The organism is Secundilactobacillus silagincola, assembly GCF_002583405.1.
GTDB classification, from domain to species: domain Bacteria; phylum Bacillota; class Bacilli; order Lactobacillales; family Lactobacillaceae; genus Secundilactobacillus; species Secundilactobacillus silagincola.
Map to the genome: position 1 here is coordinate 145,315 of NZ_BCMJ01000003.1, position 26,116 is coordinate 171,430.

A 26,116-nucleotide genomic window follows, 5' to 3' on the forward strand; every position below is an offset into this window, starting at 1 on the left:
TGTATGACTAGAGTAGTGATTACAGGAATGGGTGCATTAACACCGATTGGTAATAGTGTTTCAGAATTTGAAGCGGGTCTACTAGCTTCGAAGGTTGGTTTTCAACCGATTACACATTTTGATGCCAGTGAAACTGGTATTACTTTAGCTGGTGAATTACATGATTTCGATCCGTTAAAACGACTTGGCAAGAAAGACTTACGTCGAATGGATGCTTTTAGTCAATACGCAATGTATGCTGCTTCAGAAGCCGTAGAACAAGCAGGTATTGATGAAACGAATACTGAACCGGAATCAATGGGTGTTATCTATGGTTCAGGGATTGGTGGTTTGACGACCATTCAAGAGCAGGTCATTAAGATGCATGACAAGGGACCTCAGCGGGTTTCTCCAATGTTCGTGCCAACGTCGATTTCAAATATGGCTTCCGGTAACATTGCCATTCGTTATCATGCCAAAAATATTTGTACAACGATTGTGACTGCTTGTGCTTCGGGAACCAACGCCATTGGTGAAGCGTTCCGCCAAATCAAGGAAGGCCGCGCACAAGTTATGCTGACTGGTGGCTCTGAAGCTTCAGTTAACGAAATTGGGATTGCCGGTTTCGCTGCTCTATCGACGTTATCTAAAGCTACTGATCCGAAGAAAGCTTCCCTGCCGTTTGATGCTGGCCGGTTGGGCTTCGTTATGGGTGAAGGGGCTGGTACTTTGGTACTCGAATCCCTGGAACATGCTCAAAAGCGCGGTGCTAACATTTTGGCTGAAATCGTCGGTTACGGTGCGACTTCAGATGCTTACCATATGACATCACCAGATCCTGAAGGGACCCAAGCAGCACGTGCCATGCAACTAGCCATTGATGAGGCTGGAATTAAGCCTGCTGATGTTGACTACATTAATGCTCACGGGACTGCCACTATGGGTAATGACAGCGCTGAATCAAAGGCAATCAATACCGTCTTTGGACAGGACAGTGATGTGCTAGTTTCTAGCACTAAATCCATGACTGGTCATCTATTAGGAGCAGCCGGTGCCATCGAAGCTGTTGCGACAGTGGGTGCACTGCAGACCGGTAAGCTGCCAGAAAACGTTGGCGTTGTCAATCAAGATCCTGAATGCCAGGTCAACTTGGTAAATGACGCTAACCGTGACCATGAAACTGAATATGCCATCAGTAATTCATTTGGCTTTGGGGGACATAACGCCGTCTTGGCATTTAGAAAGTGGGCGGACTAATGACACTTGAAGAGATCCAAGCCATTATTCGTCAAATCAACGATAGTGATATTCGTGAAATTGACCTTGATTATCAAGATATCCATCTTTATCTCAACAAAAACAAAATTAGCCATCAAAAAAATGAGGCTGTTGATCAAAAATCGGTCTCTGCTAAGTCAGCTGATGAGCCTAAGCAGCCAATTCAAGCATCCCAGCCTGATTTAGAGACGCCAAAGCCAGCGGCAAAAGAAGCAACGGCAATCAAAGCGCCACTCGTTGGCGTGATTTATTTGCAGCCTTCTCCTGATAAGCCGGCATACAAATCAGTGGGGGATCACGTTAGTGTTGGTGAAGTAGTTTGCGTGATTGAAGCCATGAAGATGATGACCGAAATTAAGAGCAAAGTGGACGGCACCATTTCGAAGATCCTAGTTGAAAATGAAGAAGTGGTTGAATATGATCAACCACTATTTGAAGTAACTAAATGAGGTGACAAAATTTGTCAGAAGAAGCAGCAACACACGAGTTAGACGTCGTTGAGATTCAGAAAATTTTACCACACCGGTATCCGATGCTGTTAGTTGACCGGGTACTTGACTATGTACCAGGTGAAAAAGTGATTGCGAAGAAAAACGTCTCCGTTAATGAAGCCTTTTTCCAAGGTCACTTTCCAGGTAATCCAGTAATGCCAGGCGTTTTAATCGTTGAAGCAATGGCACAGGCTGGTGCAATTGCACTGTTGACCATGCCAGAATTTAAAGGAAAGACAGCTTATTTTGGCGGTATGAATAAGGTTAAATTCCGTAAAATGGTTAAACCTGGTGATACTCTGAAATTAGAAGTTACTCTGGAAAAGATTCGCGGCAACGCTGGCCTAGGTCACGGTGAAGCATACGTCGAAGGTAAAAAGGTTTGTTCAGGAGATCTCACCTTTATGATTGGGTAGGTGAATAATATGTTTAAAAAGGTCTTAATTGCTAACCGTGGCGAGATTGCGGTGCGAATTATTCGGGCGCTGCGAGAACTTAACGTTCAGTCAGTGGCAATCTACTCAACCGCGGATGCGGATGCTCAGTATGTAAAATTGGCAGATGAGGCTGTCTGCGTGGGCGGTCCTCAACCGGCTGACTCTTATTTGAATATGCAAAATATTGTGAGTGCGGCGGTACTGACAGGTGCCGAGGCAATTCATCCAGGATATGGTTTCTTGTCGGAAAATGAGGAGTTTGCTGAGCTTTGTGAGACCTGTCATATTACTTTTATTGGTCCAAAACCAGACACGATCTCATTGATGGGAAATAAAGCAAACGCCAGAATTCAAATGCAAGCGGGTAACATCCCAGTGATTCCAGGAAGTACCGGTTTTTTGAAGGATGAGACTGATGCCGTTAAAGTCGCCAATGAAGTGGGTTACCCCGTGATGCTAAAAGCAGCATCTGGTGGTGGCGGTAAGGGTATCCGCCGCGTTAAGAACGAAAGTGAAATGCGCGAGGCTTATCAATCAGCCACTAAAGAAGCCCAACTTTCATTTGGTGATCAGAGAATGTACCTGGAAAAAATTGTCGCGCCGGCTAAGCACATTGAAGTACAGGTTTTTGCTGATCGATTTGGTCATGTGACGGCTTTTCCAGAGCGGGATTGTTCGTTGCAGCGGAGACAGCAAAAAGTATTAGAGTTGAGTCCTTGCCCGGTAATGACACCACAAGAACGTCAGCATTTACAGGAAATCGCCATTCGAGCCACAAAAACGATTAAGTACCTGAATACGGGTACGATTGAATTTTTGATGGATAAGGAGCATCATTTTTACTTCATGGAAATGAACACCCGAATTCAAGTCGAACATCCAATCACCGAAGCAGTGTCCGGCATCGACTTGGTAAAAGAACAAGTCAGAGTAGCTTCAGGAGAGGCACTGTCCTTCGATCAGGAGGATCTTAAACCTCAAGGATTTGCGGTTGAAGCTCGGGTTAATGCAGAAGATCCATCGCTGGATTTTATGCCCCAAGCAGGTGTCGTTAAACAGCTTAAACTACCTGGAGGACCCGGCATTCGTGTTGATAGTGGCATTCAGTCTGGAGATATGATTTCACCGTTTTATGATTCGATGATCGTTAAAATCATCGCTCACGCGAAAACGTATCAAGAGGCCCTTAAAAAGCTAATCGATGCTCTAGACGAATTTGAGTTGGAGGGTATTAGTGCTAATCAAGGCTTTTTGGAAGACTTGTTAGCTGACCCAATCGTTCAGCAAGGAACCGCCACCACGGATTATGTGACGAAGCAGTTCATGGCGAAATTTGCTAGTCACGCTATTCGGGAGGTGTCTTAGATGTCATCGTTTGGGGAACACGTTAAGCGGTTTTCATCACGTTCTGTGTCGATGCTAAAACACTATCAAGCAAAAGTGCCTAACGGTATTTGGCAGGAATGCCCGCATTGTCATGCCAGCTTTTACTTTAAGCGTGCGGGTCAATATCGGGTTTGCCCTGAGTGCGGTTATGGTTTTCGAGTAACTGCTCGCCGTCGTCTAAAAATGTTGACGAAAAACTTTGAGGAATGGGATACTGATTTGGAAACTAAAGATCCAACTGAATTTCCAGATTATGAGCATAAAATCAAAAAAGCTCAAACAGTCACGCATCTTAAGGATGGTGTTTTGACGGGCAAGGCACTGATTGATGAGTATCCGGTTGCCTTAGGAATTATGGATCCTTTATTTATTATGGGCAGTTTAGGGACTGCTAACGGTGAGCGGATTGCCCGAATGTTTGAAAAGGCGACTGAACAGCGATTGCCCGTTGTTTTACTGACTGCATCTGGCGGTGCTAGGATGCAGGAAGGAATTTATTCCTTGATGCAGATGGCAAAAATTAGTCAGGCCGTAAATGACCATTCGGCTGCTGGATTAGCTTATATTTCCGTCATCATGGATCCAACAACGGGTGGTGTTACAGCTAGTTTTGCCAGTCAAGCAGACATTACCCTAGCGGAACCTAAAGCATTGTTTGGTTTCACTGGTAAGCGAGTCATTGAACAGACCATTAATAAACAACTGCCAGATGATTTTCAAAGTGTCGAAAACAGTTACAAGCGTGGCTTTATTGATGAAATCGTTTCTCGTGAGCAGTTGCCTAACCGGCTTAGCCAGCTACTGGGAATCCTCGAAGCCAAGGAGTGGGGTGACACAAAGTGACAGATACGCAATCAATTATTGCCGGTGCTAGAAGTGATCGTAAAGCCAATGTTTATGAAATGATTGATCAATTGTTTACGGATTTTTTTGAAATGCATGGTGATCAAGTTTCTGGTGATGATTCTGCAATTGTCGCGGGTCTTGCGAAGTTGTCTGGCCATCCAGTTGCCTTGGTTGCGACTCAAAAAGGGAACAATCTGGAAGACAGGATGGCTACCCATTTTGGTAGTCCCGAACCTGCTGGGTATCGTAAATCGTTGCGAGTGATGAAATTAGCTGAAAAGTTAAACTTTCCTATTATAACGTTGATCAACACGCCTGGTGCCTATCCAGGTGCGGATGCCGAAGCCTCTGGTCAAGGCCAAATGATTGCTAAAAACATCAGTGAAATGTTAAAAATTAAAGTACCCATCTTAACGCTCATTACCGGCGAAGCAGGCTCGGGCGGTGCGCTAGCGTTGGCTTGCTCAGACCAAATCTGGATGTTTGAAAATAGCATGTATTCTGTTCTTTCACCGGAGGGATTTGCCTCAATTATGTGGAAAGATGCTCATTTAGCTGATAAAGCTGCTGAGTTGATGCGGTTAACACCAGACTGGTTATTAAAGCAACACGCTATTCACCGAGTTATTCCAGAAAATATGTTATCAGACGGTTCGCTAAAGACTGAAATGACGGGGGTAATCCGTGATTTAAGTCATCAAAATGTAGCCGATCGCCTTAAAAAAAGAGCCGCTTTCTTTAGAAGATTTTAGTTGTTTGTCGAATCTAAGGGTTGACGGATGGCCGGAAGTTTTGTAGAATACAGTTTGTTGTATTTGTGGGCTTCCACAGCTGCAACCGCACGGGCCAAGTCTTAAGTCTGTTTAAGCAGCGCTTGTTCTCGGCGAGTCTAAGTGTTAAATAAAAAGGAGGTGCACATACATGTACGCAATTATCGTAACTGGCGGTAAGCAATACCGCGTTCAACAAGGCGAAGCAGTCTACGTTGAAAAACTTAGTGCCAATGCTGGCGACAAGGTTACTTTTGACCAAGTTGTTTTTGTTGGTGGCGATTCAACTAAGATTGGTACGCCATTAGTTTCAGGCGCTTCAGTTACTGGAACAGTTGAAAAGCAAGGCCAAGAAAAGAAGGTTGTTACCTTCAAGTACAAGGCTAAGAAGGGTCAACACACAAAAGTTGGTCATCGTCAACCATATACCAAGGTTGTTATTGATGCTATCAACGCATAATTTCTGTGGGTGATCATTTATGATTCAAGCAGCATTTGACTATGATAATGACAATCGGATTATTGGCTTTAAATTAACTGGTCACGCTGATAGCGGACCATACGGTAGCGATATCGTTTGTTCTGCAGTTTCAGCATTATCGATTAGTACTGTCAACGGTTTATCAACTGTGGCTTCTATTGAGCCAGTAGTGGTTGCTAAACAGGAGGAGGGTGGCTTCTTAAGTCTCCGGATGCCTCCGGTTGATGACTACATTCAAGATCGAATTAGTCAAGCATTATTACAAAGCTTTCAAAATGGACTTTTAGATGTCGAAAAACAATATTCGGACTATATTCGAATTAACTAATCTTTTATGGAGGTGAAACTCATGTTAGAAATGAACTTACAATTCTTCTCTCACCATAAAGGGGGCGGTTCTACTGCCAACGGTCGTAACTCTGCCGGACGTCGTCTCGGTACTAAGGCTGCTGATGGTTCTACTGTAACCGGTGGTTCAATCCTTTACCGTCAACGTGGTACTCATATTTACCCAGGTGCTAACGTTTTGCGTGGCAACGACGATACTTTGTATTCAAAGATCGACGGTGTCGTTCGCTTCGAACGTAAGGGCCGTGATAAGCGCCAAGTTTCCGTTTATCCTGTAACAGAAGTTGCAGCTAGATAATAAAAAGGTCCCTCAGGGGCCTTTTTTATTTGGCTTTTTGAGGTTTAGAAGGGTGACTTTTCATGAATACTCGACTTGAACAGTTGCAATCAAAGTTTGAAACACTGCGTATTGATGCATTTCTAGTCACAAATACAGTGAACAAACGTTATCTTACTGGTTTTGATGGTGATGGTGTAGTCTTAGTAACAGCTAGCAAAACTTATGTGATTACAGACTCAAGATACGAAACAGCGTTGGCAGCTTCAGATCATGAGTTTGATGTCGTTATTACGCGTTACTACCTAGAAGTGGCTGCCCAACTGATTAGCAAACAACAGATTTCGGTCTTAGGGTTTGAAGATAGTCTACCATTTCACGACTACGATCAAATTGATGAATTGATGAGCTCCGATATCGTTCCAATGACTCATTTAATTGAAAAAATGCGAGAGATCAAATCTGTTGATGAAATAAAGACGCTTAAACGAGCTTGTGAGCTAACGGTTAAGGGTTTTAATGCGCTCCTGCCACTGATTAAACCTGGAGTAACGGAACGATACCTAGCCAATCGGTTAGATGCAATCATGCGTGATTTAGGGGCTGAAAAAGCTAGCTTTGATACAATTGTGGCTAGTGGCAAGCGTGCGGCTTTGCCTCATGGTGCTGCCACCTCTAAAATGGTTCAGATTGGTGAAATGATCACCATTGATTTTGGTTATGAGTTTGACGGTTATACTTCCGATTTGACACGCACAGTTGCTTTAGGTGATCCGGGTGAAGAATTGAGACGAGTATACGATATCGTGCGACAAGCCCAGCAAGCTATTATTGATGCCGTGAAGCCTGGAGTGACCGGGAAACAACTAGATACAATTGGTCGACAAATTATTTCAGCAGCAGGTTATGGCGACTACTTTAATCACGGTACGGGCCATGGTATCGGTTTGGATATTCATGAAGGACCGGCACTGTCTACCCGCTCAGAGGATCAAATGATGCCTGACAACGTGATTACCGTTGAACCTGGCATCTATCTACCCCAACTTGGCGGGATTCGAATTGAAGACGATATTTTGGTTACTGAGTCAGGTCATCAGATTTTGACCACCGGCCCAACCGACCTGGTCGTCTTGTAATTCCTAATTATTTGCGGGTGTGGCTTGCAATTGCCTGCACTTAATTGGTATTATTAATAAGAATTATTTAGGAGGAAACACAATATGGCAATTTCTACAGCAGATTTTAAAAACGGTTTAACTATTGAGGTTGACGGTGCTATTTGGCGGATTGTTGAATTCCAGCACGTTAAGCCTGGTAAGGGTGGTGCTTTCGTACGTTCAAAGTTAAAGAACTTACGGACGGGTGCCGTTCAAGAAAAAACTTTCCGTGCCGGTGCTAAGATGGAACAAGCACCAATCAACACTCGGAAGATGCAGTACCTTTATGAAGACGGTGACTCACGGGTCTTCATGGATACTGATAACTACGAACAAATTGAAGTTCCTGATGAAGCCATCAAGGATCAACTGAAGTATTTGCAAGAAAACATGGAAGTTAATCTTATCCAATACGGCTCAGAAACTTTAGGCATTGAAGTGCCTAATACCGTTGTTTTAACGGTTACAGCTACTGAACCTGGTATCAAGGGTAACACGGCTTCTGGTGGTTCAAAACCAGCTACTATGGATACTGGATTAGTTGTTCAAGTACCATTCTTTGTCAACGAAGGCGACAAGCTTTCAATTAACACACAAGATGGTACCTACATTTCACGTGCCAACTAGACCCGGTCTATAAGAATACGTTGGATCTTTTCCAACTATTCTCCCAAAAGCCATCAGCTGGCATGGAACGTGCCTTAGCAAACAACTGCGTGCTAACCGTAAATTGGTGAGCATGGTAGCGATGTTCCTAGAAGCTCGTTATTCTTCTAGTAATGAGTAGTTCACGAAACGGAGGCTTAAAATTGGCTGAAGATACAAACATTGTTTTAAAAGCGACTGAGCCTACTCTGGGTAAAATTGAAGTTGCACCACAAGTGCTAGAAATCGTTGCTGGTATTGCAGCTAGTGATGTCGACGGCGTGGCAAGAATGCGCGGTTCTCTGGCAAACAGTGTCAATGAATTATTTGGGAAAAAGGAACGCGGTAAGGGCGTTAAACTGTCTGTGACGGACGATTCACTTAACGTTGATGTGTACGTCTACTTGAATTATGGCGTGTCAGTACCAAAGGTTGCTTTGGCGATTCAAGAACAAGTCAAACAGCAGCTTTTGTTCATGACTGACTTACATGTCAATGAAGTCAACGTCCATATTCAAGGCGTGATTCCTGAAAAAACGGCTCAGGCGGTTGATCCCGATAATCTATTCGATGATGATAATGATGAAAGTGAAAATGGTGAGGATAAGTGACTGAAGAATTAAATCGACACCAAATCCGCACTCGCGCCTTTCAAACGTTATTTGCAATGAACGCTAATCCAGAAGCTGATCGACAGGTCATTTACCAGCAGTTATTATCTGATGAAGACGGTGTAACGGCAGATGTTCCTGCATACTTAGAGAAATTAGTAGACGGTGTCTTGGAAAACCAAGATCAACTGGATGCCCAAATCAAAAAGTATTTGACTACTGGCTGGACATTACAACGAATCGCGAAAACTGATTTGGTTATTTTGCGCATCGCTTTTTATGAATTGGATTACCAAGCTGATATTCCTAAGCGGGTAGCCGTCAATGAAGCTTTGGAGCTAGCAAAACAATTTAGTGATGACCGTTCACGCCGATTTATTAATGGTGTACTATCACACGAGATTGAACCAGAAAAATAGTTTTTTAAATAAGTCGGTAGTGATCGTGATGATTGCTATCGATTTTTTGATACGCCAAAATAGTAATCGTTAAACGGTTAACAGTTTTAAAAAATAAGTCATTCTTTTAGCGGAACCAGTAGCGCTTAACAAATTGAAATGTGATAAAATAATATGCAGTAGATTTGTGAAATTGTGATGAGAAATCATTAAACTGACAAAGATAGTGAGAGTGAAGGTAATGGCAGAATTAATTGATGGTAAACAGTTGGCGAAGACAATCAATGCTCGAACCCAACAAGCCGTGACACAATTGAAGGCACAGGGAATTAGCCCCAAATTAATCGTCATTATCGTTGGTGACGATCAAGCAAGTCAGATTTATGTTCGTAACAAGCACCGTAAAGCAAAACAGTTGGGAATCATCTCTGAAACTCGGCAGTTGCCTGAAGAGACTTCTCAAGCGGAACTGTTGGAAATAATTGATCAGTATAATCATGATGATACAGTTCACGGACTCATGGTTCAGTCACCGTTACCGCCACAGATCGATGAAGACGCGATCACTCGTGCCATTTCGCCAGCTAAGGATGCGGATGGGTTTAATCCGGTGAACGTTGGCAACTTATATTCAAATTCACCACTTAACTTTCCGGTATCATGCACGCCTAAAGGTATTATGACTATGTTAGCGGCCTATCAGGTGAAACTAGCAGGGGCCAATGCTGTGATTGTCGGTCGTTCTAATATTGTTGGCCGACCAATGGCTGCGTTACTGCTTAACGCCAGCGCAACGGTAACCGTGGTTCACAGCCACACTAAAAACATGCAAGCTTATACTCGTGAGGCTGATATTTTAATCGTTGCCACAGGTATTGCCCATCTGATTAAGGGTGAGGATATTAAACCTGGCGCCACTGTGATTGATGTGGGTATGAACCGTGATGAAGATGGTAAATTAACGGGTGATGTTGATTTTGATAGCGCCGAATCAGTAGCCGGTAAGATTACCCCCGTACCAGGTGGTGTGGGCCCAATGACGATTGCAACCCTACTGCAACAGACCGTTGAATTAGCAAAATGGAGTGAATAATTTGGCACCTAGTGAGTATTTAACTGTCAGTGCATTAACGAGTTATATTAAACGCAAATTCGATGTTGATCCGTATCTGGGGAAAGTTTATCTAACTGGTGAGATTTCGAACTTTAGGCTTCGACCTAACGCCCATCAGTATTTTAGCCTTAAAGATGATCACGCCAAAATTAGTGCGATTATGTTTAAGTCGGCTTTTTCGAAGGTTAAATTTACACCGGAAGAAGGGATGAAAGTCCTTGTTACCGGGCGTATTTCGTTGTATGAGCCAAGTGGCAGTTATCAGATCTATGTCGATCATATGGAACCTGACGGCGTTGGGCAGCTTTATCAAGCTTACGAACAGTTAAAACGTAAGCTGAGTCAAGAAGGTATTTTCTCGGCACCCAAGAAACCATTACCACGTTTTCCTAAGCGAATCGCAGTGGTGACTAGCCCAAGTGGTGCAGTGATTAGAGATATTATTACCACAGCTCGTCGTCGCTACCCGATTGCGCAGATTGTTTTATTTCCGGCTTTGGTACAGGGAAATGAGGCTGCGGGAGACATTGTTCGCCAAATTGAACGCGTTAATCGGTTAGGTCATTTCGATACTTTAATCATTGGCCGTGGTGGGGGTTCGATTGAGGATCTATGGCCATTTAATGAAGAGGCAGTGGCTCGAGCCATTTTTGAAAGTCAGATTCCGGTGATTTCTTCGGTGGGACATGAAACCGACACGACAATCGCTGATTTGGTGGCCGATGTTCGGGCGGCCACACCAACTGCAGCTGCTGAACTAGCAGTACCGGTTTTAAGCGATGTTCTGTTGGAAATCAATCAAGATCGTGTGAGAATTTACCATGCTTTTCACCATCACCTAGCTATGTATCAAGAACAACTCAAAAAGTTGCGGGAAGCGTATGTCTTCCAGCAGCCTGAACGTCTGTATGAAGGCTATAGTCAAAAAGTCGATCAGTTGACGACACAGTTACAGCAGACTATGTCACATCGGCTTAGCTTGGTTCACGCACAGATTGATGCGGTTGATAAACGGTTGAAGGTGGCTTCTCCAACTAATCAGATGACGCAATTAGAACAAAATCGGCGGAATCTAACTGCACGGCTGAACCGTGGTATGCAACAAGATTTTAACCAGCAAAAACAGCGCCTAGCCGAATTAGTGCAATCGTTAGATTATCTTAGCCCACTAAAAATTATGGGGCGTGGTTATAGCTATGTTACCAGCAATCAAAAGGTGGTTGCTGATGTCGATCAACTTCATCAGGGCGATGAAGTGGTCATGCACCTGACAAATGGACAGGCAAATGCGACAATCAAATCAATTCAACCAAATAAAAAGGATGGCCAATCATGAGTGAAAAACCAGCGAATAAAAAGACGTCGGCAGAAACACCAACGTTTGAAGAAAATCTCAATCAACTTGAAGAAATCGTCACTTCACTTGAAAAGGGAAATGTCCCGTTGGAAAAAGCGTTATCACAATTTAAGCAAGGCGTTGCACTTAGTCACGACTTACAAGTCAAGTTAACAGAAGCTGAAAAGACGTTAGCGCAAATGATGAACGATGACGATCAGACTGAACCGTTTGAAATTTCTGAGGATGATAAGAATGAATGATGCTTCATCACTTTTAAAAGAATTTGAAACCGAATACGTTCCCCAAATTAATGCAACGTTACAACACCTTAATGAGGGGTGGATTGATCAGTCGATTCTTCAGTCAGCCATGACTTATTCAGTGGATGCTGGTGGCAAACGGTTACGACCGTTACTGACATTGGCCGTGCTGAAAACGTATGGTGTTCAATTGACTGAGGGCCAGTTAATGGCTGCCAGTGCGTTAGAACTGTTGCATACTTATTCACTGATCCATGATGACTTGCCAGCAATGGATAATGATGATCTGCGTCGCGGCGTGGCAACCAATCACGTTAAATTTGGTGCCGGAATGGCAACTTTAGCTGGCGACGGTTTATTGACGTTGGCGTTCGAATGGTTGAGCAATGCCGATATTCCGGCAACCCAACAGTTGTCACTAGTGCGGGCTTTAAGCCATGCAGCGGGACCGGCCGGAATGGTTGCCGGTCAGGCTCAAGATATTTCAAGCGAACATCATCAATTAAATATCGACGAACTGGCAAAACTGCATCGTCAAAAAACCGGTGCGTTGCTGCACTATGCCGTTGAAGCTGGTTGTATTATGGCTGATGTTAATGAGGAAGAACGGCAAGACCTGCTAAAATTTGCTGATCAGTTTGGCTTAGCGTACCAAATCTATGATGATTTACTAGACGTTACTTCCACAGCTCAGCAACTTGGCAAGAAGACGCATAAGGATGCCGGAGAAGAAAAAAATACTTATCCTGGCTTATTTGGTGTCGAAGGTACTAAGCAACGGTTAAAACGGGTCGTTGAATCCGCTGAGTCACAGCTGAAGGATTTAAATCAGATAACTGGCAGAGATTATCGGTTGCTAAACGCCTTTTGCAGTTATTTTAAAATTAAGGAATAGGGGTCATTATGGATAAACAACGCGTTGACGTATTACTAGTAACCCAAGGATTATTTGAATCCCGTGAACAGGCAAAACGTGCTGTAATGGCGGGTGAAGTCCTAGGCAATAATGAAGAGCGGCTGGATAAGCCTGGAGTTAAGATTCCCGTGGATACTGACCTGCATATTAAAGGTAAGCCGATACCCTACGTTAGCCGGGGCGGTTTAAAGTTAGCAAAAGCACTCAAAGTTTTTGACATCGATGTGACTGATCGAATCGTGCTAGACATTGGTTCTTCAACTGGCGGTTTTACGGATGTGATGCTTCAAAATGGTGCTAAAATGTCCTATGCGCTAGATGTTGGCAGCAACCAGCTCGTCTGGAAACTGCGTCAAGATCCAAGAGTGGTCGTGATGGAACACACCAATTTCCGTTACAGTAAGCCTGAAGACTTTACTCAGGGCCAGCCAAGCTTTTCCTCAATTGATGTTTCGTTCATCTCGTTGAGTTTAATTCTGCCACCTCTGAAACACATCTTGGTAACAGACGGCGAAGTCGTGGCATTAATTAAACCGCAATTTGAAGCAGGTCGTGAACACGTTGGTAAACACGGCATTGTGAAGGATCCTAAAATCCACGAAAACGTCATTCAAAAGGTAATTCAACTTGCTGTGAAGAGTGGTTTTAGCCCATTGCATCTGGATTTTTCACCGATTACTGGTGGCGAAGGCAATATTGAATTTCTGATTCATTTAAAATCCGTTGCTGGTACGCCAGAAGTTGGGCCTGAAATTAACGTTAAGGAAACCGTTGAATCAGCTCACCGCATATTAACTGCATAAAAATCGCATTTTGCTTTTAAAATGAGGATCTTAGCTGTATGATGTATTTAAATGATTTTTCCGATTGGAGATGGTGTGACGTGAAGAAACAAGACCGACAGCGCTTAATTCGTCAATTATTGAGTTCACAGGATATTGAACGCCAAGAAGATTTTGTTCGTTTGCTGGAGGAACAAAATATTCACGTGACCCAGGCCACAATTTCACGAGACATCAAAGAAATGCAGTTAGTTAAGGTCCCCGCGGCTTCTGGTGGTTATCGCTACAATATGCCAATTCAAAAGACGCTGGATACGAAGAAAAAATTAAAGCGAACATTGCAGGATGCATACGTCAGCGTGGCTGTTCAGGGTAAGGATGTGATCATCAAGGTCTTGCCCGGTAATGGTCCAGCGACTTCTGCGTTGATTGATCAGATGGATTTTGACTTTGTTTTTGGCACCATTGGTGATGATAAAACAGTTTTGGCAATTTGCACGGATGATGATGGTGCATTGCAACTACAATCAGTCATTAATGAATTATTAGAATAAATACGAGTTAGGCTGACGCTAAGGGTGTGGTCTAGCTCGTTTTTCCGTTATCAGGTATAATGAGTCTAGACAACTTACAGGGGGTAGTGCAGTGCTTCAGGAACTTTCAATTAAAAATTTTGCGATTATTGCTAGCTTGGACGTTGAGTTTGAAAATGGTATGACGGTTCTGACCGGTGAGACTGGTGCTGGGAAGTCCATTATTATTGATGCTGTTGGCTTGTTAGCCGGTGGCCGCGGTTCGCAGCATTTTGTGAGAACAGGTGCTGATAAAGCCATCATCCAAGGGGCATTTGTATTCCCCGAAAACGGGCAAACGTATCATCAGCTTGACCAGTTGGGTATCGATCATGACGACGGCACGGTGATTTTACAACGGGAGATTTATCGTAGTGGTCGCAATGTTTGTCGTATCAATGGGATGCTAGTGAACACCAATACGCTCAAGCAATTGGGCGAAACCATTGTTGATATTCACGGTCAAAACGAACATCAGGAATTAATGCAGCCGGATAAGCATCTGCGTTTACTGGATGAGTTTGGTGGTGATGAGTTACTAGCAATCAAGTCCAAGTACCAGAGCACTTATCAAGATTATCAGCACTTACATCACTCAATGGTGTCTCGCAACACTCACCAAAAGGAATGGGCCCAACGTTTGGATATGTTACGTTTTCAAGTTAAGGAAATTGAAGATGCCCAGCTGGAACCTGATGAGGAAACCAATCTTAGTCAGCAACGTGATCGTCTGATGAATTTTCAAAAGATCAATACGGCGCTTCAAGAAGGTTATTTGGCCTTAAACGGTGATGAGGAAGTTACCGGTGCTTTAGATTTAAGCGGTAAAGCAATGGATTCGCTATCTTCGATTGCGGATTTAGATCCCGATTTTAAGCAATTGTCGGATTCTTTGCAGTCTGCTTACTACGCGTTGCAGGACGCTTCAGGTGAGATTTCCAAGCAGGTTGACCAGTTAGAATGGGATGATAACAAGCTGGATGAAATTGAGGCTCGTTTGGATGTCATTCACCAACTGAAACGGAAATACGGTGATTCGGAAAAGCAAATTTTGAACTATTTAGCTCGGATTAAAAAAGAACTGGCTGATATGGAAGCTGCTGAGATCGATGAGAGTGATCTGGACGAACAGCTGGATAAAAAAGAACAGCAGCTCATTAAGTATGGTGAGCAACTCACTGCAGAACGAAAGCGGATCTCGGTTAAACTTGAAAAGGCGATTCAGTCGGAATTAAAAGATTTATATATGTCAAAAACGGTGTTTCAGGTACGATTCAAGCCAACCAATGATCAGCAGTATTTTGCTACTGGCATGGACGATGTTGAGTTTTACATTCAGCCTAACCCCGGTGAAGAAATTCGGCCACTGGCTAAAATTGCCTCTGGTGGTGAGCTGTCACGGTTGATGCTGGCACTGAAAACCATTTTTTCCAAGTCACAAGGCGTTACCTCGATTATTTTTGATGAAGTCGATACTGGTGTTTCCGGCAGGGTGGCACAAGCGATTGCGGAAAAAATTAGCGGTATTGCTAACGAGTCGCAAGTACTGTGCATTACGCATTTACCTCAAGTTGCTGCCATGAGTGATCACCATTACTTCATTGATAAGCAAGTCAAAGGTAAGCGGACCGTTACCCATATTAAGAAACTGAATCAATCAGACCGGGTCAAAGAGTTAGCCCGGATGTTGGCTGGGACAACGGTCACAGAGCTTACCTTAGACCATGCGAAAGAGTTATTAGACATGGCTACTGAGGAAAAACACCAACGTGCTTAAGGATATTTACTGAAAGAATGCAAAAAGACACGTTAGCAGTTCCAAGTTTCGAACTGTTAGCGCGCCTTCAATATTCACACTTTAGCTAATTGATTTTTGATTAACGGTAATCGTTACGTTCCACAAACATAATCTGATTCAAATGTGCGACCTGAGTAATGTTTTGACTGACATTCGTGACTAACAATGTATCCTTGGGTCCCTTTGCAAGGTAACCCGACATTAGTGCCTGTTCTTCGCCTGATTGACGAAGATGTAGGGTAACATGATAATGACGGGTTAGGGCTTGGGCCAAAAAGTAATCTCGTTGTTCCTGCGGCATTCCCATAGGTTCAGCATCGTCCATCACTAAAAACTGACGGTAACGATCGTTTAACTGGGACGATATTTTCTTAATTGCAGATACTTGATTGGACATTTTAATCACCTCGAACATTTGTTTGCATTTATTATTATACGAACCTGTGTTTGCTTTTGCAAGGATAAGTTTCGATAATTTTGAAAAATCTTCGCTAAAGCTTGTCAAAGCGCGGTATCCCGTGCGATAATGGTTTTTATTATCACTCTGAAACTAAATAAGGGGATCTCAAGTAATGACTAAAAGAGGTATGTTGATTGTGCTATCTGGCCCATCCGGTGTCGGCAAAGGAACCGTGCGTAAGGCTTTGTTTGACGAACCAGACACTGATTTTCAGTACTCCATTTCCATGACGACTCGTAAACCACGTGAAGGTGAACAGGATGGCGTTGATTATTTCTTTGTATCAAAAGAGCAATTCGAAGAAAACATCAAGAATGGTGAAATGCTCGAATATGCTAAGTATGTTGACAATTACTACGGTACGCCATTAAAATATGTAAATGAGACCTTAGATTCAGGTAAGGACGTTTTCTTGGAGATTGAAGTTAACGGTGCCATGCAGGTTCGGGCTAATTGTCCAGATGCAGTCTTTGTTTTCCTGACCCCACCTGATTTAATGGAATTGAAGCACCGATTGATCAATCGTGGTACCGAAGAGATGAGCGTGATCAACGCGCGAATCAAAAAGGCGGTTGGCGAAATCAAAATGATGCGTAATTATGATTATGCCGTTGTTAATGATGAGGTTGAAAACGCGGTAGCACGGATCAGAACCATCATTCGTTCTGAACGTTTGAGGGTTACACGCGTGATGCCAGATTACGAACAGATGTTATTAGAGGGAGACGAATAAAATGTTATTATATCCATCAGTAGATAAGTTACTTGAACGTGTTAATTCCCGTTATTCATTGATTATGCTTGCAAGTAAGCGAGCACATGAGTTAGAGGCTGGTGCCAAGCCAATGCTTGACAGTTATGAATCACCAAAGACGATTGGTCGTGCACTTGAAGAAATCGCGGCTGGTAAAGTGATTATCGACCCAGATGAAACCGATCCACTTGGCTAGTTTTAATATTTCAGGACCGCTGTTTTGACCCTTAATAAATTGGGTTAAGATGGCGGTTTTGTTTGTACAAGGTGCCATTTACTCTGGTACAATGAGAATTAAATTGATGAGATGTCTGGGGGAATTTAAATGGCTAAGCAACAACACGTAGCATTATACGTAACTGGCAGCATCGCGGCCTATAAAGCACTAGCGTTGACCCGACTTTTTGTTAAGGACGGGGCAGCGGTTCGTGTGGTGATGACCAAGGCTGCTGAAGCTTTTGTCACACCGCTAAGTTTTCAAATATTATCGAAGAACGCCGTGGTTACTGAGATGTTTGCCGGCGCACAGGTCAAAGCCGTGGACCATATTGAGTTGGCCGACTGGACCGATTTAGCTGTCGTAGCACCGGCAACTGCCGACATCATTGCCAAACTAGCTAATGGTATTGCAGATGACATGGCCAGTCTGACTTTACTGGCAACGACTGCGCCTAAACTAGTCGTTCCTGCTATGAATCAGCATATGTTGGAAAATGCGGCAACTAAACGCAATCTTGACACCCTAAAGCAAGACGGTATAACCGTTATGACGCCTGCCAGTGGCTTTTTGGCTGAGGGTTATAGTGGTCGAGGACGAATGCCTGAACCCGAGGCAATTATGCAAACTGTTAAAAACTTAAAGCAGCATACCACGCCGCTAACCGGTAAAAAGGTGGTTGTGACAGCCGGGGGTACCCGTGAACGAATCGACCCAGTGCGTTTTATTACGAATGATTCTTCCGGCAAAATGGGGTATGCCATTGCTGAAGAAATGCAAGACAAGGGTGCTGACGTGACATTGATTTCTGCGCCCACCAAGCTAGAAGCTCCAACTGGGGTGAACTTGGTACCCGTATTGACCACTGAAGACTTGGCCGAAGCTGTTACCAAGTTCTTTAAGCAAGCCGATATTCTTGTAATGGCAGCAGCTGTTGCCGATTTCAAACCGCTTAACAGTGCGGATCAAAAGATTAAGAAATCGGCTGACAATGATCAAATGACACTTCAATTAACAAAAACAGTTGATATTTTAAAACAAGTTGCCAAAATAAAGCAACCGAATCAAATTACCGTGGGTTTTGCTGCTGAGACACAAAATCTACTGGATAATGCTCAGCAGAAACTGGTCGGCAAGCAGCTTGATCTATTGATTGCAAATGATGTTTCAAAGCCTGGGGTCGGTTTTAATGGCGATACCAATCAAGTTACCATTTTGCAACCTGGACAGGCACCAATTAAAACTAAGCTGGCTGATAAACACATTATTGCTAAACAAGTGGTTGACCAAATTAGTCAACTAGTACAAAAAGAGGGATAGTATGACGCAAATTGCTGAGGTCATCGTGGATGTACCTACGATGCAGACCAATACGCCTTATTCGTATGAAATTCCGGCTGCCTTAGTCGATCAACTTCAGCCTGGTATGCGGGTAGTAGTCCCCTTCGGCAACGGTGGTCGTAAAGTTCAGGGATTTGTCTGGCAAATTAAGACTGACGCGACACCTGATCCCGAGGTGACGTTAAAAGCGATTGAAACCGTCATGGATCCCGCACCAGTTGTTAACGCTGAACTGATGCAGCTTTCTGGCTGGTTAGCAAACACTACGTATGCTTTTACTATCACGTGTCTGCAAACGATGCTCCCCAACGCACTTAAAGCGAAATACCAAAAGTGGGTGAGTCCCACAGATCAGTTGCCTGCAGATATCCGGACTCGTCTATTTGGCGAGCAAAAGAAATTGTTATGGGATGATACACTGTCAACTGAGATTGTGAAGCAGCTACTGGCACTTAATCGTCAGCACTTGATTAACGTTCATTATGAAGTTAGCAGTAAATCGCAGGTCAAAACGATGATGATGGTTAAACCAATCACGAGTCATGAGAATTTGATGACTGCAAGAACGCAACTGAGAAAAACGGCAGTTAAACAAGCAGAACTGATTGATTATTTAATGGATCATCCCGAACCAATCAGTCAAATCGAATTAGAACGCAAAATCAACGTTTCCAGCAGTATTTTAAAAACGGGAGAAGCAAACGGCTGGCTGACTCGCAAAGCCGTTGAAGTTTACCGTGATCCTTTTCAGACAGCTGTGGTTAAAACCCAACCGTTACACTTAAATCCGGATCAAACTAAAGCAGTGAGTGCAATTTGCGCTGCCACTGATCAAGAAAAACCAGAAACTTTTCTGTTAGAAGGTGTAACGGGGAGCGGTAAGACTGAAGTTTACCTTCAGACAATTGCCAACGCGCTGTCACACGGTAAGCAAGCACTGATGCTAGTCCCTGAAATTTCATTGACACCGCAAATCGTTGGTCGCGTTCGGGGGCGCTTTGGCCAAAAAGTAGCCGTTTTACATAGCGGTCTATCTGGCGGAGAACGTTTTGATGAATGGCGCCGAATCCAACGCGGTGAAGCGCAGGTCGTGGTCGGCGCTCGTTCTGCTGTCTTTGCACCACTGACTCATCTAGGGGTCATCGTGGTTGATGAAGAACATGAAAGCAGCTATAAACAAGACGACAATCCGCGATACCATGCACGAGACGTTGCACTATGGCGTGCCCGTTACCACCATTGTCCCGTTGTTTTAGGCAGTGCTACACCTTCATTAGAAAGTCGAGCACGCGCTGAAAAGAACGTGTATACTAGATTATTATTGCCTAATCGGGTCAATCACCAGCAATTGCCGGATGTGACCATTGTGGATATGACTGAAGAACTGCGGCACCACAAAGAAAGCAATTTCTCTGGGAGTTTACTGCAGGCTTTGAAGGAACGGCTTGACCGTGGTGAACAGTCGCTTTTAATGTTGAATCGGCGTGGTTATTCGTCATTTGTTATGTGTCGCGACTGTGGTTTTGTGTTGCAGTGTCCAAACTGCGATATTTCACTGACCCTTCACATGGACACGAAGACCATGAAGTGCCATTACTGTGGTCATGAAGAACCCATTCCGCATGTTTGTCCTAGCTGTCATGGTCACCATATCCGTTATTACGGTACGGGGACCCAGAAGGTTGAGCAAGAGTTGACTGAACTGCTACCTGACGCTCGCGTCATTCGGATGGATGTGGATACGACCCGTCGAAAGGGTGCTCACGAACGACTTCTGAAGCAGTTTGGTGACCATAAAGCAGACATCTTACTGGGGACACAAATGATTGCTAAAGGGTTAGACTTTCCTGACGTGACGTTAGTTGGCGTGCTAAATGCCGATACGGCGCTAGGACTACCTGATTTTCGTGCTAGTGAACGGACATTTCAGCTACTCACTCAGGTCAGTGGTCGGGCAGGCCGGGCTGAAAAAGCAGGGCAAGTCTTTATTCAAACCTATAATCCGGATCATTATGCGATTCAATTAGCCAAAACCCAAAATTACGAGCAGTTCTTCGTTAGGGAAATGCAGCTGCGTCATCGTGGAAACTATCCGCCATATTACTTTGCGGTTAAGTTAACTGCCAGCGACGTGGACGAACGTCAAGCTGCTGAAGCGATGGTTAAAATTGTTCGCCAGTTGAAAACGGTCCTGAGTCCACAAGCAATTGTCCTCGGCCCTACACCGGGAGCTATTGCACGAGTGAACAAACGTTACTATTATCAGTTGGTAATCAAATATAAACGCGAACCCAAACTGGATGCTGCCTTGTTCAATATTTTGGGGCAGGCACAAAAGCAGAGTCGTGGCGGATTACAAATTGCCATTGACCGAAATCCAATGAGTTTTATGTAAGCAACGAAGGAGAAAAAAACATGACTTCAATTGTATTTATGGGAACACCAGAGTTCTCAGCGCCAATTTTAGAAGCACTGATTCAAAATCATTACGATGTTAAAGCGGTTGTGACCCAACCGGATCGACCTGTTGGACGCAAACACGTGCTGACAGCATCGCCAGTGAAAAAGGTTGCGGTGGCACATCAGATTGAAGTGTTACAGCCAGCAAAAATTGGCGGTAGTGATGAAATGGCACGGGTGATTGAGATTGCACCCGATTTTATTGTTACCGCAGCCTTTGGTCAATTTTTACCCACTAAATTGTTAAAGGCGGCAAAGACAGCGGCAATTAACGTGCACGCTTCGCTACTGCCAAAGTATCGTGGTGGCGCACCCGTGCATTATGCCGTCATGAACAACGATCCCGAGACTGGTGTTTCGATTATTTACATGATCAAAAAAATGGACGCTGGTGACATCATCAGTCAGCGTGCGATTCCCATTGAAAAAACGGATGATGTTGGTAGCATGTTTGATAAGTTAAGTTTACTTGGCCGAGATTTATTACTGGAGACTTTGCCGAAGTTAATTGACGGTGATGTAAATCCGGTACCACAAGATGAATCAAAAGTGACTTTCTCACCCACTATCAAACCGGATGAAGAAGAAGTTGATTTTAATATGTCAGCTGAAATGATTGATGCTAAGATTCGCGGTCTACGGCCATTTCCAACGTCATATATTATTTTATCAGGAACTCGAACGAAACTTTGGGACGTGACGGTTTTACCCGATAAAACTGAATTGACACCTGGAAAAGTTGTTTTACACGAAAAACACCGGTTAGTCTTGTCAACCGGCGACCACGGCACGTTGCAAATCAACGAATTACAGCCTGCTGGCAAACCAAAACAAAGTATTACAGACTTTCTGAACGGAACTGAGGATGCCCTAACAGAGGGCGAACAGGTGGTTAAACTATGAGTAAGATTGATAACAATCCACGGTCATTAGCGGTTACAGCCCTGACTCGTGTTAAAAATGGTGCATATTCAAATCTACAATTAAATCAGATGATTGATCAATCAAACATGTCACAACGAGATGCTGGTTTAATGACGACCATTGTCTATGGCGTTATTCAACATCGACTGACGATTGACTACCAACTGGCACCGTTTATCAAAAATCAAAAGCGGGTCGCTGACTGGGTGATGATCCTGTTGGAGACGGCTGTGTACCAGATGCAGTATTTGGAACGCGTTCCCAAGCGGGCTATTTTTGACGAATCGATTCAGATTGCCAAAACCCGTGGTCATGAAGGAATTCGGCGCTTTGTCACCGGCGTACTGCATCAAATGGACCGGGTTGGAATCAACGACCCAGCCGATATTGACGACCCAATCCAACGTCAGAGCTTGGTCTATTCCGTTCCAGAATGGCTGATCAATGCGTTAAATGACCAATTAGGTGCTAAAAAGGCAGTTAGTGTGTTAGAGAGTATCAACCATCCTGCTAACCAGTCTATTCGCGTGGCGACTGATCAAATTTCAATGGCGGATGCTAAAGCTGAATTAGAAGCTGAAGACTATAAAGTCAGCGAGAGCCAAGTTGCCGCAGAGGGCTTTGTCCTTAAAGGCAAACCCGCTAATCAAGCTAAGTTGTTCCATGAGGGTCAGATTACGATTCAAGATGAAAGTGCTATGTTGCCGGCTGAAAGCATGCATATCAAACCAGATATGATGATTTTAGACGCCTGCTCAGCTCCCGGCGGTAAAACCGTTCAAATCGCAGGTCAATTATCAGCGGATGATCGCGGTCAGGTAGTGGCTTTAGACATCCACGAACATAAAGTGCAGCTAGTTAAGCAGAATGCTAAGCGGATGCATGTCAACGACCGGGTCGTTACGCAAGCCATTGATGCGCGTAAGATTCAAGACGTGTTTGAAGACCAAACTTTCGATGAGGTTTTAGTAGATGCTCCTTGTTCTGGAATTGGCTTGGTACGCCGGAAGCCTGAGATTCGTTACGAGAAGCAACTTAAAGATGTGCAGGCGCTGTCCAAAATTCAGTTAGATATTTTAAACGCGGTTGCTCAAAAAGTAAAAATTAACGGTATAATAACTTACAGTACTTGTACGATACTTAATCAGGAAAATCGGGACGTGGTGGCGGCCTTTTTGGCTGATCACCCAGAATTTGAATCACAGCGAGTCGAAACAGCGCTTGATTTAAAACCAGACCGAACAACTGATTATCTTGAAATTTACCCTGACGATTATGATTCTGATGGTTTCTTCATCAGTCAGTTCAAACGGGTACGTTAGTGGAGGATACAGATGCAGATTGCTTATCGAACAGCAATAGGAAAGCGTCGTAAAGATAACGAAGATAGCGTCGGTATCTTTACGAACCAGCAGGGTGTAAAACTTGCTATTATCGCTGATGGTATTGGTGGTAATCAGGGTGGTGACGTCGCTTCTGAGATGGCCGTAACTCATATTGGCCATTCATTTAAAGCAAGCAACGCCCAAACCATTGACGAAACTAAAAATTGGCTGCAAAAGCAGATCTCCTCTGAAAATCAGGACATTCGTAACCGTTCGGAACAATTTATTGATCTCAAAGGCATGGGCACCACAATTGTTTTAGCTGTTATTTTCAAACAGACGGTTTTGATTGGCAATATTGGTGATAGTCGAGGTTATTTGTTGCGTGGTCACGTTTTTTCTCAAGTGACTGAGGATCATTCGCTGGTAAACGAGTTGGTTAAACGTGGTGAACTTTCAAAACAGGCTGCACGTGTGCACCCGAAGAAAAACGTGATTACGCGATCGTTAGGGATAGAGAAGGCTGTTCAAATTGACATGCATTTTCTTGAATTAACTGACAACGATATGTTGTTGCTTTGTTCGGATGGGCTCAGTGATATGGTGAATGATGATCAGATTCAAACTGTGCTTGAAAACGACGCTACGGTACAGGAGAAGTGTGATCAACTCATTAAGTTGGCCAATGATGCTGGCGGTTTGGATAATATTAGTGTGATCTTAATCGATGACCGATCGGAGGTGGCTGACTAATGCGACCAAATTACGTTTTAGGTGGCCGATACCGAATCACCGAGGCCTTAGGTGAAGGTGGAATGGCCAACGTATACTTGGCTCATGATCTCATTTTAGACCGTGATGTGTCAGTGAAGTTATTGAGACTTGATCTTCGAGATGACCCACACACCATCAAACGATTTCAGCGCGAAGGTTTGGCGGCAACTGAATTAGTCCATCCAAATATCGTCAGCGTATATGATGTGGGCGAAGAAAACGGCATGCAGTACATGGTCATGGAGTACGTGAAGGGTATGGACCTAAAGGCCTATATCAAACAGCATTTTCCCATTCCCTACCAAGAAGTGATCAACATTATGGAACAGGTCCTGTCTGCAGTGGCGGTGGCTCATGCCCATAACATTATTCATCGTGATTTAAAGCCGCAAAATATTCTGATTGACGACAAGGGTGTTGCTAAGATTACCGATTTTGGAATCGCGGTGGCCATGTCAGAAAACGCGTTGACACAGACGAATACGGTATTAGGTTCGGTACACTACTTATCGCCCGAGCAGGCCCGTGGCGGCATGGCAACCAAAAAATCTGACATCTATTCGTTAGGAATCATTCTCTATGAACTACTGACGGGAACGGTCCCCTTTAAAGGCGAAACGGCGATTTCAATCGCTATCAAGCATTTTCAGTCCGAAATTCCTTCTGTGCGTGAATTTGATCCGCGTATTCCTCAAGCATTGGAGAACGTGGTTTTAAAGGCAACTTCTAAACGGCCTTCAGACCGCTACGAAACGGTTACTGATATGGCGAATGACCTAGAAACTTCTTTATCACCTCGGCGAGCATCGGAAGCTAAGTTTGTACCGGCCGCAGATGCTGATAACGGTGAAACCAAGGTTTTAGATAAATCGGCCTTACACTCTGAAGTTGCTCATCAAGAGCCAAAACCAGATGATGTCCCTCCGTCGAAACCCAAAAAGCGGCATCGACGGCGACACTGGCTTTACGTCTTGTTTGGCCTAGCTGCGGTTTTAATCGCCATGGTTGGTTTAGCCTTTTGGCTTGGTCGCCCACAGACCGTGACGGTGCCGGATGTCAGTGGTCTAACCATTGATGAAGCCCAGCAAAAACTTTCAGATAGCAGCTTAGACACGGGTTCAATCAAGCGGCAATCCAGTGCGGACATTAAGAAAAATTTGGTCATCAAAACATCGCCCGCCGCGGAAAAATCCGCTAAAAAAGATTCAAAAATCAAGCTTTATGTTAGTACCGGACCACGAATGGTAAGAATTGGGAACTATATTGGTCAATCTTATACACGTACTGCAGCAGTTTTAAAAGCCAAGGGAGTAACTGTTAGACGTCAGAACGAATCGTCTAATGAGGTGCCAATTGGCAGCGTGATGCAGCAAAGTGTCGAGAGCGGTCAGCGTATCAACCCAAAGGAGACTACGGTGACGTTAACCGTTTCAGCCGGTCAGCGGCAATTGCAGTTGGCTAACTTAATTGGTAAAAAGAAAGCCCAGATTCAGCGCTATGCAACGCAAGAATCGCTCAATATTTCGTTCAAATATCGCTATGATAATGCCACTAAAGAGACAGCAATCGATCAGAATCCGGCTGCCGGTAGTATGGTGAAAGAAGGTTCCACCGTTGTTGTGACGCTGTCCAGGGGGAAGAAGCCAGTTTCGAAATCTGAACCCAAAGTTGAGGATTTCAACGTTGACGTTAGTATTCCTTTTGAGGCAAACAGCTCTAAGACTAGCGGTTCAGGTAAAACGAGTGTCTCTTCAACTTCAGGAGTCAATACCGTTCAGATTTATATTCGCGACCATGATCATGATTATGGCACCGTCTATAAACAGTTGACCATTGCTCAAGATACGCAGGTCACGATTCCCTTCGCCGTTGAATCCGGTAAGAGTGGCGGTTATAAGATTGTTAGAGATGGCAAAGTGATTTTAGCTGATAACAATGTCACCAAAAACGCGCATTGATTATAAGATATCGAG

At 44.0% G+C, this 26,116-nt stretch carries 29 protein-coding genes and 1 other annotated feature; of the genes, 28 read left to right on the top strand and 1 reads right to left on the bottom strand.

What is annotated here, in order from left to right; all coding sequences use genetic code 11:
• Nucleotides 1–3 precede the first annotated feature (3 nt).
• From fabF to recN, 20 genes are all read left to right on the top strand, one after another.
• Nucleotides 4–1,236, top strand: a complete 1,233-nt coding sequence (gene fabF, locus CES82_RS04620) for a beta-ketoacyl-ACP synthase II (RefSeq protein ID WP_098824146.1) — start codon at nt 4–6, stop codon at nt 1,234–1,236.
• Nucleotides 1,236–1,706 carry an acetyl-CoA carboxylase biotin carboxyl carrier protein gene (gene accB / locus CES82_RS04625; protein ID WP_098824147.1) on the top strand — a complete coding sequence of 157 codons (471 nt, stop codon included), beginning with the start codon at nt 1,236–1,238 and terminating at the stop codon, nt 1,704–1,706. Before fabF ends, accB begins: the two co-directional genes overlap by 1 nt.
• Nucleotides 1,707–1,717: 11 nt before the next feature.
• Complete coding sequence (fabZ, locus tag CES82_RS04630; protein ID WP_098824148.1) at nt 1,718–2,164, top strand: 3-hydroxyacyl-ACP dehydratase FabZ; 447 nt, start codon at nt 1,718–1,720, stop codon at nt 2,162–2,164.
• 9 nt (nt 2,165–2,173) lie between these two features.
• Nucleotides 2,174–3,550, top strand: a complete 1,377-nt coding sequence (locus CES82_RS04635; RefSeq protein ID WP_098824149.1) for an acetyl-CoA carboxylase biotin carboxylase subunit — start codon at nt 2,174–2,176, stop codon at nt 3,548–3,550.
• Nucleotides 3,551–4,414, top strand: a complete 864-nt coding sequence (locus CES82_RS04640) for an acetyl-CoA carboxylase carboxyltransferase subunit beta (protein ID WP_098824150.1) — start codon at nt 3,551–3,553, stop codon at nt 4,412–4,414.
• On the top strand, nt 4,411–5,169 hold the full coding sequence (locus tag CES82_RS04645; RefSeq protein ID WP_225364840.1) for an acetyl-CoA carboxylase carboxyltransferase subunit alpha: 759 nt from the start codon (nt 4,411–4,413) through the stop codon (nt 5,167–5,169). Before CES82_RS04640 ends, CES82_RS04645 begins: the two co-directional genes overlap by 4 nt.
• A 73-nt stretch (nt 5,170–5,242) precedes the next feature.
• Nucleotides 5,243–5,318: a sequence feature (ribosomal protein L21 leader region), on the top strand.
• 20 nt (nt 5,319–5,338) lie between these two features.
• The gene (rplU, locus tag CES82_RS04650; RefSeq protein WP_098824151.1) at nt 5,339–5,647 is read left to right on the top strand and encodes a 50S ribosomal protein L21; all 309 of its coding nucleotides are present in this window, start codon (nt 5,339–5,341) and stop codon (nt 5,645–5,647) included.
• Between the two features lie 19 nt (nt 5,648–5,666).
• Nucleotides 5,667–5,996 (top strand): ribosomal-processing cysteine protease Prp, encoded by a 330-nt coding sequence (locus CES82_RS04655; protein WP_098824152.1) that lies wholly within the window; start codon nt 5,667–5,669, stop codon nt 5,994–5,996.
• 21 nt (nt 5,997–6,017) lie between these two features.
• A complete protein-coding gene (gene rpmA / locus CES82_RS04660; protein WP_098824153.1) occupies nt 6,018–6,314 on the top strand; it encodes a 50S ribosomal protein L27 in 297 nt (98 codons plus the stop codon).
• Nucleotides 6,315–6,376: 62 nt separating this feature from the next.
• A complete protein-coding gene (locus CES82_RS04665; protein ID WP_098824154.1) occupies nt 6,377–7,432 on the top strand; it encodes a M24 family metallopeptidase in 1,056 nt (351 codons plus the stop codon).
• Nucleotides 7,433–7,516: 84 nt separating this feature from the next.
• Nucleotides 7,517–8,080, top strand: coding sequence for an elongation factor P (gene efp / locus CES82_RS04670; protein WP_098824155.1), 564 nt, complete (start codon nt 7,517–7,519; stop codon nt 8,078–8,080).
• Nucleotides 8,081–8,262: 182 nt separating this feature from the next.
• Complete coding sequence (locus CES82_RS04675; RefSeq protein ID WP_098824156.1) at nt 8,263–8,709, top strand: Asp23/Gls24 family envelope stress response protein; 447 nt, start codon at nt 8,263–8,265, stop codon at nt 8,707–8,709.
• Nucleotides 8,706–9,128, top strand: coding sequence for a transcription antitermination factor NusB (gene nusB / locus CES82_RS04680; RefSeq protein WP_098824157.1), 423 nt, complete (start codon nt 8,706–8,708; stop codon nt 9,126–9,128). The genes CES82_RS04675 and nusB overlap by 4 nt, the downstream gene beginning before the upstream one ends.
• A 220-nt stretch (nt 9,129–9,348) precedes the next feature.
• Nucleotides 9,349–10,200, top strand: coding sequence for a bifunctional 5,10-methylenetetrahydrofolate dehydrogenase/5,10-methenyltetrahydrofolate cyclohydrolase (locus CES82_RS04685; protein WP_098824158.1), 852 nt, complete (start codon nt 9,349–9,351; stop codon nt 10,198–10,200).
• A gap of 1 nt (nt 10,201) precedes the next feature.
• Nucleotides 10,202–11,557, top strand: a complete 1,356-nt coding sequence (gene xseA / locus CES82_RS04690) for an exodeoxyribonuclease VII large subunit (protein WP_098824159.1) — start codon at nt 10,202–10,204, stop codon at nt 11,555–11,557.
• Nucleotides 11,554–11,820 carry an exodeoxyribonuclease VII small subunit gene (locus CES82_RS04695; protein WP_098824160.1) on the top strand — a complete coding sequence of 89 codons (267 nt, stop codon included), beginning with the start codon at nt 11,554–11,556 and terminating at the stop codon, nt 11,818–11,820. Before xseA ends, CES82_RS04695 begins: the two co-directional genes overlap by 4 nt.
• Nucleotides 11,813–12,715: a polyprenyl synthetase family protein gene (locus CES82_RS04700; RefSeq protein WP_098824161.1), complete on the top strand. Its 903-nt coding sequence runs from the start codon at nt 11,813–11,815 to the stop codon at nt 12,713–12,715. The genes CES82_RS04695 and CES82_RS04700 overlap by 8 nt, the downstream gene beginning before the upstream one ends.
• An 8-nt stretch (nt 12,716–12,723) precedes the next feature.
• The gene (locus CES82_RS04705) at nt 12,724–13,539 is read left to right on the top strand and encodes a TlyA family RNA methyltransferase (RefSeq protein WP_098824162.1); all 816 of its coding nucleotides are present in this window, start codon (nt 12,724–12,726) and stop codon (nt 13,537–13,539) included.
• Between the two features lie 80 nt (nt 13,540–13,619).
• Nucleotides 13,620–14,072 (top strand): arginine repressor, encoded by a 453-nt coding sequence (locus CES82_RS04710; RefSeq protein WP_098824163.1) that lies wholly within the window; start codon nt 13,620–13,622, stop codon nt 14,070–14,072.
• A gap of 91 nt (nt 14,073–14,163) precedes the next feature.
• A complete protein-coding gene (gene recN, locus CES82_RS04715; RefSeq protein WP_098824164.1) occupies nt 14,164–15,867 on the top strand; it encodes a DNA repair protein RecN in 1,704 nt (567 codons plus the stop codon).
• Between the two features lie 100 nt (nt 15,868–15,967).
• Here the strand turns inward: recN and CES82_RS04720 are convergent, their stop codons facing one another.
• Nucleotides 15,968–16,285, bottom strand: a complete 318-nt coding sequence (locus tag CES82_RS04720; RefSeq protein WP_098824165.1) for a hypothetical protein — start codon at nt 16,283–16,285, stop codon at nt 15,968–15,970.
• A gap of 175 nt (nt 16,286–16,460) precedes the next feature.
• Here CES82_RS04720 and gmk point away from each other — a divergent pair, with 175 nt between their 5' ends.
• The 8 genes from gmk to pknB all read left to right on the top strand — a co-directional run bounded on the left by gmk (nt 16,461) and on the right by pknB (nt 26,101).
• A complete protein-coding gene (gmk, locus tag CES82_RS04725; protein WP_098824166.1) occupies nt 16,461–17,081 on the top strand; it encodes a guanylate kinase in 621 nt (206 codons plus the stop codon).
• 1 nt (nt 17,082) lies between these two features.
• Nucleotides 17,083–17,298 carry a DNA-directed RNA polymerase subunit omega gene (gene rpoZ, locus CES82_RS04730; protein WP_098824167.1) on the top strand — a complete coding sequence of 72 codons (216 nt, stop codon included), beginning with the start codon at nt 17,083–17,085 and terminating at the stop codon, nt 17,296–17,298.
• A 129-nt stretch (nt 17,299–17,427) separates the two neighbouring features.
• Nucleotides 17,428–18,639, top strand: coding sequence for a bifunctional phosphopantothenoylcysteine decarboxylase/phosphopantothenate--cysteine ligase CoaBC (coaBC, locus tag CES82_RS04735; RefSeq protein WP_098824168.1), 1,212 nt, complete (start codon nt 17,428–17,430; stop codon nt 18,637–18,639).
• 1 nt (nt 18,640) lies between these two features.
• Nucleotides 18,641–21,055: a primosomal protein N' gene (priA, locus tag CES82_RS04740; RefSeq protein WP_098824169.1), complete on the top strand. Its 2,415-nt coding sequence runs from the start codon at nt 18,641–18,643 to the stop codon at nt 21,053–21,055.
• A gap of 20 nt (nt 21,056–21,075) precedes the next feature.
• Nucleotides 21,076–22,023, top strand: a complete 948-nt coding sequence (gene fmt / locus CES82_RS04745) for a methionyl-tRNA formyltransferase (protein ID WP_098824170.1) — start codon at nt 21,076–21,078, stop codon at nt 22,021–22,023.
• Complete coding sequence (rsmB, locus tag CES82_RS04750) at nt 22,020–23,366, top strand: 16S rRNA (cytosine(967)-C(5))-methyltransferase RsmB (protein WP_098824171.1); 1,347 nt, start codon at nt 22,020–22,022, stop codon at nt 23,364–23,366. Before fmt ends, rsmB begins: the two co-directional genes overlap by 4 nt.
• Before the next feature lie 12 nt (nt 23,367–23,378).
• Nucleotides 23,379–24,122 carry a Stp1/IreP family PP2C-type Ser/Thr phosphatase gene (locus tag CES82_RS04755; protein WP_098824172.1) on the top strand — a complete coding sequence of 248 codons (744 nt, stop codon included), beginning with the start codon at nt 23,379–23,381 and terminating at the stop codon, nt 24,120–24,122.
• Nucleotides 24,122–26,101 (top strand): Stk1 family PASTA domain-containing Ser/Thr kinase, encoded by a 1,980-nt coding sequence (pknB, locus tag CES82_RS04760; RefSeq protein ID WP_098824173.1) that lies wholly within the window; start codon nt 24,122–24,124, stop codon nt 26,099–26,101. Before CES82_RS04755 ends, pknB begins: the two co-directional genes overlap by 1 nt.
• Nucleotides 26,102–26,116 lie beyond the last annotated feature (15 nt).

Coding starts and splice junctions, on each gene's coding strand:
- fabF (WP_098824146.1), top strand. CDS start 4: ATGACTAGAGTAGTGATTACAGGAATGGGTGCATTAACACCGATTGGT.
- CES82_RS04635 (WP_098824149.1), top strand. CDS start 2,174: ATGTTTAAAAAGGTCTTAATTGCTAACCGTGGCGAGATTGCGGTGCGA.
- CES82_RS04720 (WP_098824165.1), bottom strand. CDS start 16,285: ATGTCCAATCAAGTATCTGCAATTAAGAAAATATCGTCCCAGTTAAAC.
- priA (WP_098824169.1), top strand. CDS start 18,641: ATGACGCAAATTGCTGAGGTCATCGTGGATGTACCTACGATGCAGACC.
- coaBC (WP_098824168.1), top strand. CDS start 17,428: ATGGCTAAGCAACAACACGTAGCATTATACGTAACTGGCAGCATCGCG.
- accB (WP_098824147.1), top strand. CDS start 1,236: ATGACACTTGAAGAGATCCAAGCCATTATTCGTCAAATCAACGATAGT.
- efp (WP_098824155.1), top strand. CDS start 7,517: ATGGCAATTTCTACAGCAGATTTTAAAAACGGTTTAACTATTGAGGTT.
- fmt (WP_098824170.1), top strand. CDS start 21,076: ATGACTTCAATTGTATTTATGGGAACACCAGAGTTCTCAGCGCCAATT.
- CES82_RS04685 (WP_098824158.1), top strand. CDS start 9,349: ATGGCAGAATTAATTGATGGTAAACAGTTGGCGAAGACAATCAATGCT.
- rplU (WP_098824151.1), top strand. CDS start 5,339: ATGTACGCAATTATCGTAACTGGCGGTAAGCAATACCGCGTTCAACAA.
- CES82_RS04755 (WP_098824172.1), top strand. CDS start 23,379: ATGCAGATTGCTTATCGAACAGCAATAGGAAAGCGTCGTAAAGATAAC.
- CES82_RS04705 (WP_098824162.1), top strand. CDS start 12,724: ATGGATAAACAACGCGTTGACGTATTACTAGTAACCCAAGGATTATTT.
- CES82_RS04640 (WP_098824150.1), top strand. CDS start 3,551: ATGTCATCGTTTGGGGAACACGTTAAGCGGTTTTCATCACGTTCTGTG.
- CES82_RS04665 (WP_098824154.1), top strand. CDS start 6,377: ATGAATACTCGACTTGAACAGTTGCAATCAAAGTTTGAAACACTGCGT.
- rpmA (WP_098824153.1), top strand. CDS start 6,018: ATGTTAGAAATGAACTTACAATTCTTCTCTCACCATAAAGGGGGCGGT.
- gmk (WP_098824166.1), top strand. CDS start 16,461: ATGACTAAAAGAGGTATGTTGATTGTGCTATCTGGCCCATCCGGTGTC.
- CES82_RS04655 (WP_098824152.1), top strand. CDS start 5,667: ATGATTCAAGCAGCATTTGACTATGATAATGACAATCGGATTATTGGC.
- rpoZ (WP_098824167.1), top strand. CDS start 17,083: ATGTTATTATATCCATCAGTAGATAAGTTACTTGAACGTGTTAATTCC.
- pknB (WP_098824173.1), top strand. CDS start 24,122: ATGCGACCAAATTACGTTTTAGGTGGCCGATACCGAATCACCGAGGCC.
- rsmB (WP_098824171.1), top strand. CDS start 22,020: ATGAGTAAGATTGATAACAATCCACGGTCATTAGCGGTTACAGCCCTG.
- CES82_RS04695 (WP_098824160.1), top strand. CDS start 11,554: ATGAGTGAAAAACCAGCGAATAAAAAGACGTCGGCAGAAACACCAACG.
- CES82_RS04700 (WP_098824161.1), top strand. CDS start 11,813: ATGAATGATGCTTCATCACTTTTAAAAGAATTTGAAACCGAATACGTT.